21 protein-coding genes are annotated in these 15,470 nt (G+C 32.7%); 18 read left to right on the plus strand and 3 right to left on the minus strand.

From position 1 onward, the window contains the following. Window positions 1–7 precede the first annotated feature (7 nt). The 4 genes from rpmG to I5818_RS09450 all read left to right on the plus strand — a co-directional run bounded on the left by rpmG (window position 8) and on the right by I5818_RS09450 (window position 2,716). Window positions 8–157, plus strand: coding sequence for a 50S ribosomal protein L33 (gene rpmG / locus I5818_RS09435; protein ID WP_058002175.1), 150 nt, complete (start codon window positions 8–10; stop codon window positions 155–157). 72 nt (window positions 158–229) lie between these two features. Further along, window positions 230–793, plus strand: coding sequence for a 5-formyltetrahydrofolate cyclo-ligase (locus tag I5818_RS09440; protein ID WP_078111441.1), 564 nt, complete (start codon window positions 230–232; stop codon window positions 791–793). 80 nt (window positions 794–873) lie between these two features. Continuing rightward, window positions 874–1,050, plus strand: coding sequence for a hypothetical protein (locus tag I5818_RS09445; protein ID WP_158022210.1), 177 nt, complete (start codon window positions 874–876; stop codon window positions 1,048–1,050). Window positions 1,051–1,204: 154 nt separating this feature from the next. Next, window positions 1,205–2,716 carry a rhomboid family intramembrane serine protease gene (locus I5818_RS09450; protein ID WP_078111440.1) on the plus strand — a complete coding sequence of 504 codons (1,512 nt, stop codon included), beginning with the start codon at window positions 1,205–1,207 and terminating at the stop codon, window positions 2,714–2,716. Here I5818_RS09450 and I5818_RS09455 read toward each other — a convergent pair. Beyond that, window positions 2,713–3,594, minus strand: coding sequence for a hypothetical protein (locus tag I5818_RS09455; RefSeq protein WP_209391896.1), 882 nt, complete (start codon window positions 3,592–3,594; stop codon window positions 2,713–2,715). The genes I5818_RS09450 and I5818_RS09455 overlap by 4 nt on opposite strands. 166 nt (window positions 3,595–3,760) lie before the next feature. Here I5818_RS09455 and I5818_RS09460 point away from each other — a divergent pair, with 166 nt between their 5' ends. The 4 genes from I5818_RS09460 (at window position 3,761) to I5818_RS09475 (ending at window position 8,233) form a co-directional block, all read left to right on the plus strand. Beyond that, window positions 3,761–3,958 (plus strand): YqgQ family protein, encoded by a 198-nt coding sequence (locus I5818_RS09460; protein WP_078110806.1) that lies wholly within the window; start codon window positions 3,761–3,763, stop codon window positions 3,956–3,958. A gap of 15 nt (window positions 3,959–3,973) precedes the next feature. Next, on the plus strand, window positions 3,974–4,951 hold the full coding sequence (locus I5818_RS09465; protein WP_078110805.1) for an ROK family glucokinase: 978 nt from the start codon (window positions 3,974–3,976) through the stop codon (window positions 4,949–4,951). Window positions 4,952–5,156: 205 nt separating this feature from the next. Next, a complete protein-coding gene (locus I5818_RS09470; RefSeq protein WP_058002180.1) occupies window positions 5,157–7,037 on the plus strand; it encodes an LTA synthase family protein in 1,881 nt (626 codons plus the stop codon). 71 nt (window positions 7,038–7,108) lie between these two features. Next, entirely contained in the window at window positions 7,109–8,233 is a 1,125-nt protein-coding gene (locus I5818_RS09475) for a YqgU-like beta propeller domain-containing protein (RefSeq protein WP_209391897.1), read from the plus strand. A 38-nt stretch (window positions 8,234–8,271) separates the two neighbouring features. Here I5818_RS09475 and I5818_RS09480 read toward each other — a convergent pair whose 3' ends face one another. Then, the gene (locus I5818_RS09480; protein ID WP_065107192.1) at window positions 8,272–8,445 is read right to left on the minus strand and encodes a DUF2759 domain-containing protein; all 174 of its coding nucleotides are present in this window, start codon (window positions 8,443–8,445) and stop codon (window positions 8,272–8,274) included. A gap of 222 nt (window positions 8,446–8,667) precedes the next feature. Between I5818_RS09480 and I5818_RS09485 the strand changes: the two genes are divergently transcribed. Then, the gene (locus I5818_RS09485; protein WP_058002182.1) at window positions 8,668–9,300 is read left to right on the plus strand and encodes an MBL fold metallo-hydrolase; all 633 of its coding nucleotides are present in this window, start codon (window positions 8,668–8,670) and stop codon (window positions 9,298–9,300) included. 402 nt (window positions 9,301–9,702) lie between these two features. On the opposite strand, the gene I5818_RS09490 is transcribed toward I5818_RS09485, so the two are convergent. Then, window positions 9,703–9,945: a DUF2626 domain-containing protein gene (locus I5818_RS09490; RefSeq protein WP_058002183.1), complete on the minus strand. Its 243-nt coding sequence runs from the start codon at window positions 9,943–9,945 to the stop codon at window positions 9,703–9,705. Window positions 9,946–10,166: 221 nt separating this feature from the next. Here I5818_RS09490 and comGA point away from each other — a divergent pair, with 221 nt between their 5' ends. Genes comGA through I5818_RS09535 form a run of 9 tightly spaced genes read left to right on the plus strand, consistent with a single transcriptional unit; the run spans window position 10,167 to window position 14,868 of the window. Beyond that, window positions 10,167–11,267, plus strand: a complete 1,101-nt coding sequence (comGA, locus tag I5818_RS09495) for a competence type IV pilus ATPase ComGA (protein WP_078111013.1) — start codon at window positions 10,167–10,169, stop codon at window positions 11,265–11,267. Further along, window positions 11,176–12,246 carry a competence type IV pilus assembly protein ComGB gene (comGB, locus tag I5818_RS09500; RefSeq protein ID WP_083498326.1) on the plus strand — a complete coding sequence of 357 codons (1,071 nt, stop codon included), beginning with the start codon at window positions 11,176–11,178 and terminating at the stop codon, window positions 12,244–12,246. Before comGA ends, comGB begins: the two co-directional genes overlap by 92 nt. Before the next feature lie 15 nt (window positions 12,247–12,261). Continuing rightward, window positions 12,262–12,585, plus strand: a complete 324-nt coding sequence (gene comGC, locus I5818_RS09505) for a competence type IV pilus major pilin ComGC (protein WP_078111011.1) — start codon at window positions 12,262–12,264, stop codon at window positions 12,583–12,585. Next, complete coding sequence (gene comGD / locus I5818_RS09510) at window positions 12,582–13,025, plus strand: competence type IV pilus minor pilin ComGD (RefSeq protein ID WP_058002187.1); 444 nt, start codon at window positions 12,582–12,584, stop codon at window positions 13,023–13,025. The genes comGC and comGD overlap by 4 nt, the downstream gene beginning before the upstream one ends. After that, window positions 13,015–13,425 (plus strand): type II secretion system protein, encoded by a 411-nt coding sequence (locus I5818_RS09515; protein WP_058002188.1) that lies wholly within the window; start codon window positions 13,015–13,017, stop codon window positions 13,423–13,425. The genes comGD and I5818_RS09515 overlap by 11 nt, the downstream gene beginning before the upstream one ends. Continuing rightward, window positions 13,328–13,741 (plus strand): competence type IV pilus minor pilin ComGF, encoded by a 414-nt coding sequence (gene comGF, locus I5818_RS09520; protein WP_161809502.1) that lies wholly within the window; start codon window positions 13,328–13,330, stop codon window positions 13,739–13,741. The genes I5818_RS09515 and comGF overlap by 98 nt, the downstream gene beginning before the upstream one ends. 16 nt (window positions 13,742–13,757) lie before the next feature. Beyond that, a complete protein-coding gene (comGG, locus tag I5818_RS09525; RefSeq protein WP_180211797.1) occupies window positions 13,758–14,132 on the plus strand; it encodes a competence type IV pilus minor pilin ComGG in 375 nt (124 codons plus the stop codon). Window positions 14,133–14,147: 15 nt separating this feature from the next. Further along, window positions 14,148–14,666, plus strand: a complete 519-nt coding sequence (locus tag I5818_RS09530) for a shikimate kinase (RefSeq protein WP_235849888.1) — start codon at window positions 14,148–14,150, stop codon at window positions 14,664–14,666. 25 nt (window positions 14,667–14,691) lie between these two features. After that, window positions 14,692–14,868 (plus strand): YqzE family protein, encoded by a 177-nt coding sequence (locus tag I5818_RS09535; RefSeq protein ID WP_065107193.1) that lies wholly within the window; start codon window positions 14,692–14,694, stop codon window positions 14,866–14,868. Window positions 14,869–15,470 lie beyond the last annotated feature (602 nt).

Genomic DNA, 15,470 nt, shown 5'->3' on the forward strand with positions numbered 1-15,470 from the left:
GAAAGACATGCGTGTAAATATAACTTTAGCTTGCACAGATTGCGGTGAGCGTAACTATATCTCAACAAAAAACAAGCGTAATAATCCGGACCGTATTGAGCTTAAAAAATACTGTCCTAGAGAAAAACGTGTAACTGCACATCGCGAAACAAAGTAAGCAGCTGGGCTATCCCGCTGCTTTTTTCTTATATTAGGGTATTTTCTTGAATGATAAAAGGTGGGTGTGGGGATGATGGAAAAAAGTGAACTTAGAAAAAAGTATAAGAAAAGCCTAGACACATTGAATCGGTGTACATATGAACAAAATTCCTATGTTATCTCGAAACGCTTGAAAGAACTTAAGGAATTTAAAGAAGCAAATACGATTGCGATTACAATATCCCGTTTCCCTGAAGTTGATACTTGGCAAATTATTCGTCACCTTTGGGATATAGGAAAACAGGTGGCAGTTCCTAAGTGTGTACCTCAAACAAAGGAAATGGTCTTTAAACAGATTACTTCTTTTACTCAGTTAGAAAGTGTATACTTTGGACTTTATGAGCCAATAGATGGAGCGAGTGAAATAAAGAAAACAGACTTAGACTTAATCATTGTCCCAGGATTAGCCTTTACTAAGGAAGGTTACCGTTTAGGATTCGGTGGTGGATATTATGATCGTTTTTTACTTAAATATGAAGGAAGTAAAATTTCCTTAGCTTTTAGTGAACAAATAAAAGAAAATTTGCCGATAGAGGATCATGATATACCGGTAGATATCATTATTACGGAAAGTAATAAGATTATTTGCAGATAGTTCAAACTTTGGATAAAATGATGTCTTCCTTCACACACTATACTTGATAAACATTGACACTTGATATGGGAGGAATGCTGATGAAAACCTTGTTTAAGTGGTTGCTATCAGGAGTTTTTATTTATAGTGTGTTCAAGTATAGATATAAATTATTAAATGTTGTAATGGGTAGCTACTGGCTTAGAAAAATAGCTATTAGAGTGGTAATGAGCATTCCAGGAGTTAAATCCAAATTTATGGAGAGTGCTTTCCGATAAAAAAATATTTAAATTGCAGACAGACAAGCTGTAGACAATGGAGATTCCTTTACAGTTGGTCTGTTTTTTCGTTATAGTTATATAAAATGTTGTTGTTGATTATACATAAATAGAAAAAAACAGTAAAAGAAAAAATAGAGAGTGAGGAGCTTGATTGAGTAGTAGAGAGGATTTTTTATTTTGGAGATTAGCCCATTATTTTATAATAGAAAAAAATTATTCATTATTGCAAATTAGTGAACGGCATGATGAATTATGGCTTGAAAATACTTCAAAAAAAGATGCTCAAGTCATTCGGTTATTGCGCTATGATCTTGATTGGGGAAATAAGCTTCAACGTGATATCCAGCATACTGCTGTAAGAGCAGAAAATGTACGAAAACATCTAATGAAAAGGGAATTAACTGTCTTAAACCTTTATATTAGTGAATACACACCTGTAGATGAATATGAATCATATATTCGTCATCCGCTTCAGGTGAATAAAAAAACAACTGTTCATAGTGTGATTATTGACAAAGAAGTGAATAGTTTTGGAAGTATCATCAATATTCCATCAGCCATTCAGCTTAAAGATGAATATGATGATCAGGAGATATTAGCTATAAAATCTGCTGCATTAAACAAAGCTGTAGAAAGCTCTCAACAAGAACAACAGTTTTTTAATAATGGGAAGCCGTTTTTTACATATGCTTTTTTAGTTATCCAGATCATTATGTTTATTCTCTTAGAGATAACTGGTGGAAGTACAAATATTGAGAATTTAATCAAATATGGTGCGAAGTATAATCCTGCGATTATGGAAGGAGAATGGTGGAGATTTATTACACCAATCTTTCTTCATATTGGACTTTCACATGTGATTATGAACTCAATTGCTATTTATTTTCTAGGTACAATTGTTGAAAGAGTCTATGGTAGAATTCGTTTTATATTGATCTATCTTTTTTCAGGATTCGCTGGTGTATTAGCTAGTTTCATTTTTAGTGATCAAATATCTGCAGGAGCGAGTGGTGCAATTTATGGATGTTTTGGTGCATTACTATTTATAGGTGCTACTAATCCTAAGATCTTTTTTAGAACGATGGGGACAAATGTTATTGTTGTCCTAATATTAAATCTGGTTATTAGCTTTACTGTCCCAGTTATTGATCTTTCTGCACATATTGGAGGTCTCCTTGGAGGATTTGTTGCTTCAGCTATCGTATTTTTTCCAAAAAAGCGGAAAGTGCTGCTTCAGATCGGAGCTTTTATTTTAACAATGATCATCACTGCAGTTTCATTATATTTTGGCTACCATAATGAAACAGCAACAAGTATAAATAGCTGGGCTCAGCATGAAATTCAAAAAGGACAAAACTATGAAAAAATATATGAACGATTAAGTAATTTTGAAAAGACAGGAAAAGGAGATGCATTAACGTATTTCCAGCTTTCATATACCGAGTTACAGCTTAATAAAACTGAAGATGCTAAAAAGCATTTATTAAAAACAATTCAATTAAAACCTGATTTCCATGAAGCCCACTTTAATTTAGCACTAATCTATTATCAAGATGATAGAAATATTACAAAGGCTAAACAGCATTTAAAAGAGGCAATTCGAATATCAGATGATAAAAAGTATAAAGAATATCTTGAACAACTGAATCAATTAGAAGATTAAATCAGTTGTTTCAAAATTATAGGCTGAAAATCTTTTGTGATAATCAGTACTAAAATTTCCGTTTTATCTCGATTAAATAATAATAGAGGAATGGTACTTCCATAAGGACTAATGGACGTACCTTCTTCTGTTTTTATTCCAAACAGGTAATTCTTATATATCCCTTCCCATAACTTCCCGATCATTTCCTCTGATTTTCTCTTAGTAAACCCAGGCAATGGTTTATCTTTATAGGTGGATAATTCAGTCAGTGGGATAACTAAATTATATTGATGACGATTAATATCTAGTTCTTTCATTCCTTTATTCCAAATTGCATTTAATTGATTATCAATATATGGTTTTAATGTATCCTCCCACTCCTTTTCTAATTCTGATTGGGGAATATGAAAAGAGTTAAATGTTTGACTGTACTTTGATTTAATAACATATAGTGAATCCATAGACATTGTTTGAACACTAGTAATGTTGCTATTCTCCTGTATTTCACCATAATGGTAGGAAATTGCTTGGTAGAAAGCTGTGTCATTATCCTTGATCAAATCATTCTGGTTCAGGTTAGCTGAATATTGCTTCCAATTTTTAAGTCCAATGATCGTTGCAAGTTTGCCATTTCGATACAGTAATCCTATATCCTGTCTTAAATAAGCTGATCGATCCAATTCTGAGTAGAGATGATAGGTAAGATTATATTTATAAGGACTGATTTTTGAAGTTGTAACATTTAACTGTGATTCCGCTTTAATAAATTGTGCTTCTTTATGGAGCGGAAAGAAAATAATTGTCTCTTTAACTGGTGATAGAGTTACTTTTAATACAAAGATTAGAATTGTTATAAGTAGAATCACCCATCCGATTTTTTGTTTTTCTCGTTTCATTGAATCTCCCCAACCTTTTGCTTGTCCCTTTAATCTACTATACGATCACCATTTTTTATTTATGTTTGTTTAGCTCAAATTTATCTTTCTGAAACTTGTTCATCCGAACAATATCTAATATACTGATTTATGATTAGAATCCGGTTGAAGTCAAGAGGGTGTGGATTTGAAGACATTTTATGATGTACAACAATTATTAAAAAAATTTGGCATCATCATTTACGTAGGAAATCGAAATGCTGATATAGAATTAATGGAAATGGAAGTTAAAGAGTTATACAAATTAGGATTAATCGAGAAAGAAATATTTCAACGAGCAATCTTAGTTTTAAGACAAGAAAAAAATAAAAATGAATTATGGTAAATGGGGGAGATTGGGATGGAAAAACAATGGATTGTAGGTGTGGATTTAGGAGGTACTACTACTAAACTAGCTTTTATTCACAAAAATGGGGATATTATACATAAGTGGGAAATTGATACAGATAATACCGATGCCGGAAAAAATATTTTAAAAAATATTTCTGAGTCAATTGTTACACAATTAGGTAGACTAAATGTAGGGAAAGAAATTCTTAAGGGAATTGGAATGGGCGCTCCTGGTGCAGTAAATTTAGAGGAAGGAATTATTTATGAAGCAGTCAATCTTGGCTGGGAAAATAATTATCCAATCTCTCGCACATTAACACAATTAACTGGACTGCCAGTAGTAATTGATAATGATGCAAATTGCGCAGCTCAAGGAGAAATGTGGAAAGGTGCTGGACAGGGCGCTAAAGATATCGTTTGTGTGACATTAGGAACAGGTGTTGGTGGTGGAATTATTACTAATGGAAAAATCGTTCAAGGTATCAAAGGAGCAGCTGGTGAAATCGGCCATATTACGGTTATCCCAGAGAATGGAGCTCCTTGTAATTGTGGGAAAACAGGTTGCCTAGAAACTATTGCTTCAGCAACAGGAATATCACGATTGGCTACTGAAGCTATTCATGCATATGAAAATGATTCATTATTGAAGGACATCTATTCTGAAAATGGAAAATTATCTGCTAAGGATGTATTTGACTGTGTAGAAGAAGGCGACATACTGGCAAATGAAATTGTAAATAGAGTTGTATTTTATTTAGGCATTGCATTGGCGAATGTAGGGAATGTATTTAATCCTGAAAAAATAATTATTGGTGGTGGCGTATCACGAGCAGGGAAAACATTATTAGATCCGTTAATTCGTTATTTTCAAAAATTTGCATTCTCAACTGTTGCTCAATCTACACGTATTGATTTAGCCACTTTAGGGAATGATGCAGGTGTAATTGGTGCTGCATGGCTAATTCAGGGGAATGTTGGAAAGAAATAAATTATGCGCTAAAAAAGGTACGTTACAAATCTTTGGACAAAGATGAAACTTTTTAATGGTTTTGGACGTCATATATATTGGGTAATACGAGTAGCACGTAGTTCAATTTAATTTTATGGAATTTCCGACATGGATCATAGTGCATAGTGGAAAAATAAATTCCCGCTATCGGAGTTTTTGGATGAAGGAGGTTTCCAATGTATAAATGATCAAATTTAAAAAGATGAATATTTTGTTTCCTGTTATTGGAGCAATAGCTCTTTGGATTAAGACCTACCTTATCTATAAGACAGCCTTCCAGATTAAGATTGAAAATTGGATGCAGGAATTTATACTATTTATAAATCCTGCAAGTTTTTTGTTGTTTGTATTTGGTTTGTCACTATTCTTTAAATCGGAAAAAGTACGAATACGCTATATTGTTCTGATGAGTGTATTTCTTTCTTTAATTATTTATGCGAATGTTGTCTTTTATCGTTTTTTTACCGACTTTTTAACACTGCCGGTTTTATTTCAAACAAGTAATTTTAGTGATTTAGGGGATAGTGCAGTAGCAGAGATTCATTGGTGGGATTTTGTTTACTTTATAGATGTGATAATTTTAATGCTTCTTGTTAAGTTCAAACCCAGCTTGGTGACTTTTAAGCAGACCAATAGAATCAACAGAAGGGCCTATTTTCTTGTAACAGGTGCAGTTTTGCTTTTAAATCTAGGATTAGCTGAAGCACAACGCCCACAGTTGCTTTCCCGAACGTTTGACAGGGAAATCTTAGTAAAAAATATTGGTTCCTTTAATTATCATTTATACGATATTTTCCTTCAATCAAAAACATCCGCACAAAAAGCTCTGGCAGATGGGAGCAACTTAATTGATATTGAGAATTATGTACGTGCAAATTATGCAAAGCCTAATGAAAAGCTTTTTGGAATAGCGAAAGGAAGAAATGTTATCGTTATTTCCCTAGAGTCAACACAAAGCTTTGTTATTAATTCCAAAGTGAATGGTCAAGTAATCACACCATTTTTGAATGAGTTTATTCAGGATAGCTATTATTTCGATCAGTTTTATCATCAAACAGGCCAAGGAAAAACCTCAGATTCAGAATTTTTAGTGGAAAACTCATTATTTCCATTAAATCGAGGAGCTGTATTTTTTACGCATGCAAGTAATGAATATAATTCTTTAGCTGAAAAATTAAACCAAAATGGCTATTTTACAGCAGGAATGCATGCAAATAATAAAAGCTTTTGGAACCGAGATATAATGTATAAATCTTTAGGTTATCAACGATTTTACTCCTCAACATCCTATTCTATCACTGATGAGAATTCTGTAGGCTGGGGAATGAAGGATATTCCTTTCTTTGAACAATCTGTTGACTTAATGAAGAATATGCCAACTCCGTTTTATGCAAAAATGCTTACATTAACCAATCATCATCCATTTATTTTGAATGAATCAGATAAGCTAATTAATGAATATACATCTAGTGATAAGACGGTGAATCGTTATTTCACCACTGTTCGCTATCAGGATGAAGCCATAAAAAAATTTATAGAAAAATTAAAAGTGGCAGGTTTATATGATCATTCGATCATCGTGATGTATGGTGATCATTACGGTATATCTGAAAACCATCATCATTCGATGGGGGAATATTTAGGGAAAGAAATTACCCCATATGTAAATTTAGATCTTCAAAGGGTTCCTTTCATTATCCATATACCTGGTGTTACTGATAACGGAAGAGGAAAGGTGCTATCCGAAGTAGGTGGCCAAATTGATATTCGACCAACCATACTTCATCTATTGGGAGTGGATACAAAAAAAGATATTCAATTTGGGAAAGATTTATTTTCTCCAGACCATCTTAATTTTACCGTTCTCCGAGATGGTCAATTTATAACTGACAAATATGCTTGGACAGCAAATAACTGTTATTTGCGAGACACTGGAGAAGTAATAGATAAAAGTTTTTGTCGTGATTTTCAAGAAAAAGCAAATATGGAGCTTGATTATTCTGATAAGATCATTTACGGAGATTTGCTAAGATTTTATACATCAACTGTAAGTGATAATCTATAATAAGAAAACTCGTATAATAGGGTTTTCTTATTTTTCTTGTAAGGGTAGAGAATAAATAAGGAGTGGAATAGATGAAAAAGAAAAAACATAAACGTCATAACTTTTATACAATCTTCTCATTTATGTTATTTCTTTTTCTTTTAAGTGGTTGTGAAAAGGAATATTCGGATCATCAAACGATTCAAAAACCAAAAGAACCTATCATGGAATTGAAACCAATACATGTTGATAATGGTGAATTTGAAAAAGTTGCTGGTTGGTTTGATAATCATACCATATTGTATATCACTAAAAATGATCAGGAGTTTCAGGTTTATAAATATAATATAACGAGTGGAAAACAATCTCTCTTTTTTAATAGTAAGGACTCAATCAAAACGGTAAAAATAGGCCCTGATCGTTCAAAGGTACTAATTCAAACCGCTCCATTAAGTAATCTTGCTAGAATTTATATATTGGACGATGAAGGTAAAACGATTTACACAAAAGATATAGAGTCCTTTGATCTGACCTATAACTGGAATAAAGAGAATCCACAGCTCCTTGCTTTGACCATATTTTATGAGGATTGGACTTATAAGGTTAAGGTTCTTCAATTAAATCAATTACAAATGACTGAATATGTTTTTGACGATCCGTTTGTTAAATGGTTTGGTAGTAATTCTCTAATTATGCAAACCAGGAATAAGGAAGACTCAAGTGCTCCATCGAACTTAATTTCTTATAATTTAAAACAAGTAGATCAACCAAAAACTCTAAAAACGAATCTATATCAATTTGATACATATAAGGATCTTCTCATGACAGTTGAAGTGAATCCTCAGGCGAAAGAAGAAGCAATTTATCATTTTTATAATAAATCCTTAAAAGATAAGTTTTCCTTTCGCGTCCCTCATTTAAGTCAATTTAATGAATGGTTGGTTCCTTTTAATGATTACTTAGAGAAGGAAAAGCACTTCCTTTCTTTTATTCCATATGAAAGCGGCTCAATCGATCAATATGATAAGGATTATAAATTAATTAGCTTTGATATTGAAAATCAGAAAGAAAAGGTGTTATTTAAAAACTTAAAGAATGAACCAATTACATGTTCACCAAATGAAAAATTATGTTTATATGGATATCAGTTCGAAAATATTATAGATCTTAAAGGGAAACGGGTAATTCCCTTAGTTAAAGAAATCGAAGAAATATAAAAAGAACAGAGCCAATATACTCTGTTCTTTTTTAGTGATTATATTGTTGCTGGGTATCCTGAATGAATAACTGTCATTACAGTAAACCAACCAAAAACACCTAGTGTAATTACGCCAAAAACAATTCCTAATGGATTTTTATTTTTGAAGGCACTAACTGTTCCAAATACAGCAAGTAATGTTACTAAAGCAAAAATGATGACTGTACCCATTTGATAATGACCCCTTCCTTCGTAAAGTAGACAATTTTTCATATGTAAAATGATAATGGCACTCAATGATATTTTACAATTTTATAATAAATTTGTCGAGGTACAAAAGTGAAAGTTCTTTGACTTGTTAATAGTATACCCAAACAAAATCAATACTTGTACAATATATTTTATAGCTATGTTACGATTAATGAACAAGATTGAAAAAGAGGTGTTAATATAATGAAATGGCAAAGAGTTCCATTAGGACCATTAGAAACGAACTGTTATTTATTTGTAGGTGATCAACAGGAATGTATTATTATTGACCCAGGTGATGAAGGAGCAAAGCTCCATTCAATTATTAATAAGCAAAAGCTTAAACCAATCGCTATCTTATTAACCCATGCCCATTTTGATCATATAGGTGCAGTAGACCAAATGAGAGATGTCTTCCATATCCCTGTTTATATTCACAAAAAGGAAGCTGACTGGTTAAATAACCCTCACTTAAATGGGTCACAGATGTTTATGATGGGGAATGCAGTTCAGCAAAAACCAGCGGATTATATTATTCATCAAGAAGATACATTGACCATTGGTGAATTTACCATTGAACTTTTTGAAACACCTGGTCATTCACCCGGCAGTCTTTCATATTATATAAAGGATTTATCTACCGTTTTTGCAGGAGATACCTTGTTTTTAGGGAGTATTGGTCGTACCGATCTTCCAGGCGGAAATCATCAACAATTATTAACAAGTATTAAACAAAAATTATTAGTACTACCTGATGATACGATGGTTTTGCCGGGACACGGGGCAGAAACAACTATCGGGAATGAAAAACGAATGAATCCTTTCTTAGCAGAATAAGAAAGCACAAACAGCTTACTCAACCCATCAAGTATATTCACTCTATATTGAAATCTGCTTTTGCCTTTATAGTGAAGACGTTTAACTTCGAGGGACTAGGCAATTGAGTTGAATCAAGTAGGAATTTTTGAACTTTAATAACCAGTATTGAATTTTGTTCTTTAATTAGTAAGAAAAGGCTGTTTTGTATAGTTTGTTGCTTTTGTAAAAGCCCAACTACCGGCTTTTACTACCACTAAAGGATTCTAGTGGGTCTTATGGAGATTGCAGTTCTTCTCAGTAAAAGAAACATGTACGCCCTCAGTCGATATTTATTAGTGATAACTTTACTTTAATAGCAACAATGTTTGAGAAAAGAGCCAAAAAAAAAGACTCTTGAACGTTTCAAGAGTCTTTTTTTAATTAATGTTCTACACCTGGTACTAATATGAATGTTGTATAGTATGTAAAACCAGCGAAGAAGATTGTAAGGTACGCCCCAAAAATATACATATACATACGTTCAGATAATTTCAAATAACTTAGTAGAACAAAGAATACGGTTTGACCAAGGAATAATAATGCAAGTGTGTTTAAATCCCCAAGATAAAGCATGACTGCAAAAATTGCTGTCCAAAATCCTAATACTCTGTACATGCGATCCATATGTATCCCTCCTTTGTACCTTTTACTCCATCAATTTATTATTATAAAGGAAAAGTATAGAAAATGTAAATATCCCGGTATTTTAGTTTGTGACATTTACGTGATAAATACACATAAAAAATTGATTGAAAAATTTAGGGAAAAAAATATGTTTTTATGAAGGAGATTGAAATTTTTTGTCGAAATAGTTATAAAATAATAAAGGTGGTGGCTTATGATATATGTCCATAGAAAAAATTGCTGATTTATTACTGGGACAAGCAATCAATTTATGTGCAACAGATATCCATATTATCCCAAGAACAAAAGATTACCATGTACAATTTAGATTTAACGGAAGACTCTCTCCATATTGTGATTATTCATTAGAAATTGGAGAAAGGCTAATATCTCATTTTAAATTTATCTCCTCAATGGATATTAGTGAAAGAAGAAGACCTCAAAGTGGTTCATTTCATCTCATGCACGAGAAAAAGACTTCGTTTAGAATTTCTACCTTACCAACGGCCCTCGCCAAGGAAAGTCTTGTTATACGAATCCTACCCCAACATCAATCCATCACTATCGATCAAATTTCGCTGTTCCCTATGATTACCAAAAAATTAATCGCACTGCTCATGCACTCTCATGGAATGATTATTTTTACTGGACCAACCGGAAGTGGTAAATCGTCAACAATGTATACATTAGTGGATCATTGTTCCAATCAGCTCATGCGAAATGTCATTACACTTGAAGATCCAGTAGAGCAGCAAAATAGTTCATTTGTGCAAGTGCAAGTGAATGAAAAGGCAGGTATTACTTATAGTACTGGATTAAAGGCTATTTTACGTCATGATCCCGATGTGATTATGGTTGGGGAAATACGGGATAGTGAAACAGCTAAAATCGCAATTAGAGCAGCGCTAACAGGACACTTGGTGCTTAGTACATTACATACGAGGGATGCAAAGGGGGCGATTTATCGTTTATTAGAATTTGGGGTGGAATGGCATGATATTGAACAAACATTGATAGCAGTTAGTGCACAGCGACTTGTATCATTAAAATGTCCGATTTGTGGCGAGCGATGTTCCCGTTTTTGTTCGAATTTCCAAAAAGGAAATCGGACAGCGGTTTATGAATTATTGTCAGGAAGAATGTTGAAAAGTGTGTTAAATGAGGCCAAAGGTCAAAACTGTCGATCGAACTATCAAACATTAAAAAAAGTAATCAGAAAGGGGATTGCACTTGGATACATTTCCAAAAGCGAATACGATCGTTGGGTTTTTGATGAGGAAGAACCGAATCCCATTAAAGGTTCAGGGAATGTTCTTAAATAGAATAGGTGAGATGCTTGAAAACGGCTTCACTCTTGCAGAGGCAATAGATTTTTTGCAGCATCTTAAGAGTAATTCGAAAATCAACCCTAATGATATACTAGTCGATTTACAAAATGGAATCCCATTATATGAAGTATTAAATCGAAAAAAATTTGATAAAAAGGTTTGTGCACAATTGTTTTTTGCAGACCAGCACGGCAAACTATCATATGCTTTAAAGGAGTCAGGAACCTATTTAGCCAAAAAACATCATGACCAGGTTACGATGATGAAGCTTTTTCAATATCCCTTACTGCTCATTTTTCTCCTCGCATTTGTTCTGCAACTGTTAAAAAATTTTTTACTACCACAATTTGAATTACTTTATTCTTCGATGAATTATCAGCCTACTTTTACCGTTAGTTTTTTAATTTCCTTAATGAAAAATTCTCAATTTTACTTGTTAATGATCCTCATCTTGATTATTTGTGTTAGTTTTTTCATTTATCTTCTATTTCGCAAGAAAAATCCGATTGAAAGAGCAGAATGGATATGTCATATCCCATTTGTTCATTTTTATTACAAATTATATATAAGTCATTTTTTAGCTAGAGAATGGAGCTTTTTGCTACAAGGTGGATTTTCTGTTCACGAAATTCTGGATATGATGTCTACTCAAAATTTTAAACCATTGATACGAGAAATAGCCTTTACTATTCGAAAAGAATTGAAATTTGGTTACTCATTTTCTAATGCTCTTTCTAGATTGAAATTTTTGGATCAACAATTTATAACAATTACTATACATGGCGAGAAAAATGGTCGATTAGATGATGAACTACAGTTTTATAGTCGGTTTTGTGTAAAACAACTTGAGGAGAAGATACAAAAAATATTTCGGCTCTTACAACCAATTATGTTTATCTTTATTGGAATTTTGGTTATTTCTGTGTATTTATCTATTCTCTTACCAATGTTTGAAATGATAGATTCCATTTAATGAGGTGATGATGAAATGAAAATATTAAAAAATAAAAGTGGTTTCACATTAATAGAAATGCTTGTTGTCTTATTAATTATTACGGTATTAATTTTTGTTGCCATTCCTAATATTACAAAGCATAGTAAATCGATAAATAATAAAGGATGTGAGGCTTTTGTTCAAATGGTACAAGGACAGGTTCAGGCGTATGAAATGGAATATAAAAAATTTCCGAATACGATTCAAGAATTAGTAAATGAAGGGTATCTAGTAGAGAAAAAGACAAAATGTCCGAATGGGAATGAAATTTCCATCAATTCTGAAGGAAAAGTCATAGAAGTAAAGGATCCATCATGATCGTGCTAAAAGGGTCAAGGGGTTTTACACTTATTGAAGTTTTAATAGTTTTACTTGTTTTAACAATTTTCCTGCTTCTTGGGAGCGCAAGTGTCAAAAAAATGAGGGGGTCAATTGAAAGGAATGTATTTATAACCCAACTTGAAGCAGATCTTTATTATGCACAGTCCTATGCCATTAATCGCCATGAATCAGTATTGGTTCAGTTTTATCCCTTTTATGATCAATATACAGCCCTTTCAACAAGCGATAGCACAGTCCTCTTTGATCGAAAACTACCTCCATCAATCGACATGTTAAGTGGTGGCAGTTTAACCTCATATACAATATTACCGAGTGGAAATATAAGTAAATTTGGAACACTGCGTTTTAAGAGTGATAAACGTGAGATGAAGCTGATATTTTATATTGGAAGGGGGAGATTTCGATTTGAACAATAGTAAGGGCTTCACATTGGCAGAAGGAATTCTCTCTCTTGGAGGAATGATGATGATTGCTGCTCTTTTATTTCCATTAATGTTCTTGATTTTACAAAAACAAATTGATGAAAAACAGGACTTGACTGCTGCTAGGGTACTTTATGAACATCTTGAGGAATATGTCATTAATGGAACAAGTATTGCCAATGAAGTTCAAATTGATGGTGTTTCATATCAACTTTTTATTGAAAATAACCCGGAATGGAAGGCTTGTGTTTATTATGCTGAAAGGAATCATTGTATTAAGGAAGAAACAAAATCAGATGGGCTTTACTTTAATAGAATGTATTCTTACGATGCTTATCATTTCGATGATCTTCCTCCTTTTCCCCCTGTTTATCAAAACATACGAGCATATTAATCAATCCTTATCAACTGAAGAAGATTATGAATGGAATCTTTTTTTAATCCAGTTAAGAAAAGAAATGAGGGAAAGTGATGGATTGGATGTTAGTAATAATAGGCTTTTTCTTAAAATGAACGATCAAATGATCATGTATGAACAGTATGGGACTGTCTTAAGACGAAGAGTTGATTCTGAAGGTCATGAAATTGTATTGCAAAATATAAATCAGGTACTATTTGGAGTAAACGATTTAAAGTTGCAAGTTCACATTCAATTTATTAATCATCATCAACGGGATGCCAATTATAGTTCAATCGTATATCGTCAATAGATGGAGGGAGTCGGCAATGAGAAATCAAAAAGGTTTTGTTTTCCCTCTCGTATTAGGGGTTATATTTATTACCTTTTTATTCCTAACATCCTCTACCCATATTTATTTATCTGAAAAACGATATTTGCATGAAACAAAAGGATATTATATCAGTAATAGTTTAAACGTGATGGCAATAAAAAGCTTAATTAGGCAAATTGAAAATCAAAATAATATGGATAGCGGCACAATTGCATTTAATCAAGGAAAAATTAATTATCATGTCTATCCTCAAGAAGAGGAGAATTATTTAATAAACATTACTACATCAATAGAGCATGGTCGAGCGATTAAATATCAAGTATTATATAGTATAAAAGACCATCGTCTATTAAAATGGAATGAAAATTAAGGAGAGAAGGAAATAGTGGATAAGCTGTATATCATAGGTTTTATGGGTGCCGGAAAAACAACAATTGGAAAAGAACTTTCCAAGCTATTGAAATGTTCTATGTATGATACAGATGTTTTGATTGAGCTGGAAGAAGGAACAACCATTGCAGAAATTTTTGCAAATAAAGGTGAAGAATATTTTCGCAAAAAAGAAACAGAAATTTTACAAAGGACAGAAGAGTATGAAGGGATTATCACTACTGGAGGGGGAATTATTAGTTCAGAAGTGAATCAACAATTATTAAAAAAATTAGGCTTCACAATATTTTTGCAATGTGATCCTCTTCAGATGGTCAAAAGAATACAAAATGACCCGACACGTCCATTGGCACGGAATAAATCAGAAAGAGAAATGATTAATCTATATCAATCAAGATTGCCGTATTATAAGGAAAGTGCAGATATGATTATAGATACCACTAATTTATCCATCCCTGAAACGTTAAAAAAACTTGAAGGATGTATACAAGAATTAGAGCTTGGCAATAATTAAGTATCATAGGGGTGGTGTAAAAAATATGTCTACTAATGATTATGTAAAATATATTACCCAAACCTTTGTGAAACACTTTGACACGCCAAAATCCGATCGAATCCAATCACGATTGGAACGAAAAGAACAAAAGAATCCATTTCTTTATCGCTGGTTTGGTGTATTGCCCTATTCAATTATAATGCTATTTAAAAGGAAATAGGAGAGTAATCTCTCCTATTTTTTTTTATGCTCTTTTCTCAAATCTTGTTGCTACTTAGAGAATGTTTTAACTAATAAAAATAGGTTGAAGAGAGCCAAATCCTTCATTAAGAAAAGAGCTACAAACGTTAAAAGAATGCTGTCCTATTATTAGGTGAAAAAGCCGGCAGTAGAGCTTTTACAGACGCAACAAATAATCTTATATGTATATTAGGCACTTTTCTCAAACCTGTTGCTATTCAGAGAATTTTTTAACTAATTAAAAATACGTTGAAGACAGCCAAATCCTTTATTCTACTGAGAAAAGAGCTGAAAACTTAGAAAGAATGCTGTCCTATTATTAGGTGTAAAAGCCGGCAGTAGGGCTTTTACAGACGCAACAAATAATCTTATATGTATATTAGGCACTTTTCTCAAACCTGTTGCTATTTAGAGAATGTTTAACTAATAATATAATGGGTTGAGACCAGCAAGTCCTTCATACGAACAGACTTTATTATAAAGATTCTACACTACGGCTTACAATGAAGATTGTTGATTACTTCAATTTAATCCACAATGGAAATGATTAAAGTCGTGAATTGTTTGAGTGCTATGGCGATG

Origin of the sequence: Heyndrickxia oleronia (assembly GCF_017809215.1) — a bacterium.
Classification (GTDB): Bacteria; Bacillota; Bacilli; order Bacillales; family Bacillaceae_C; genus Heyndrickxia; species Heyndrickxia oleronia.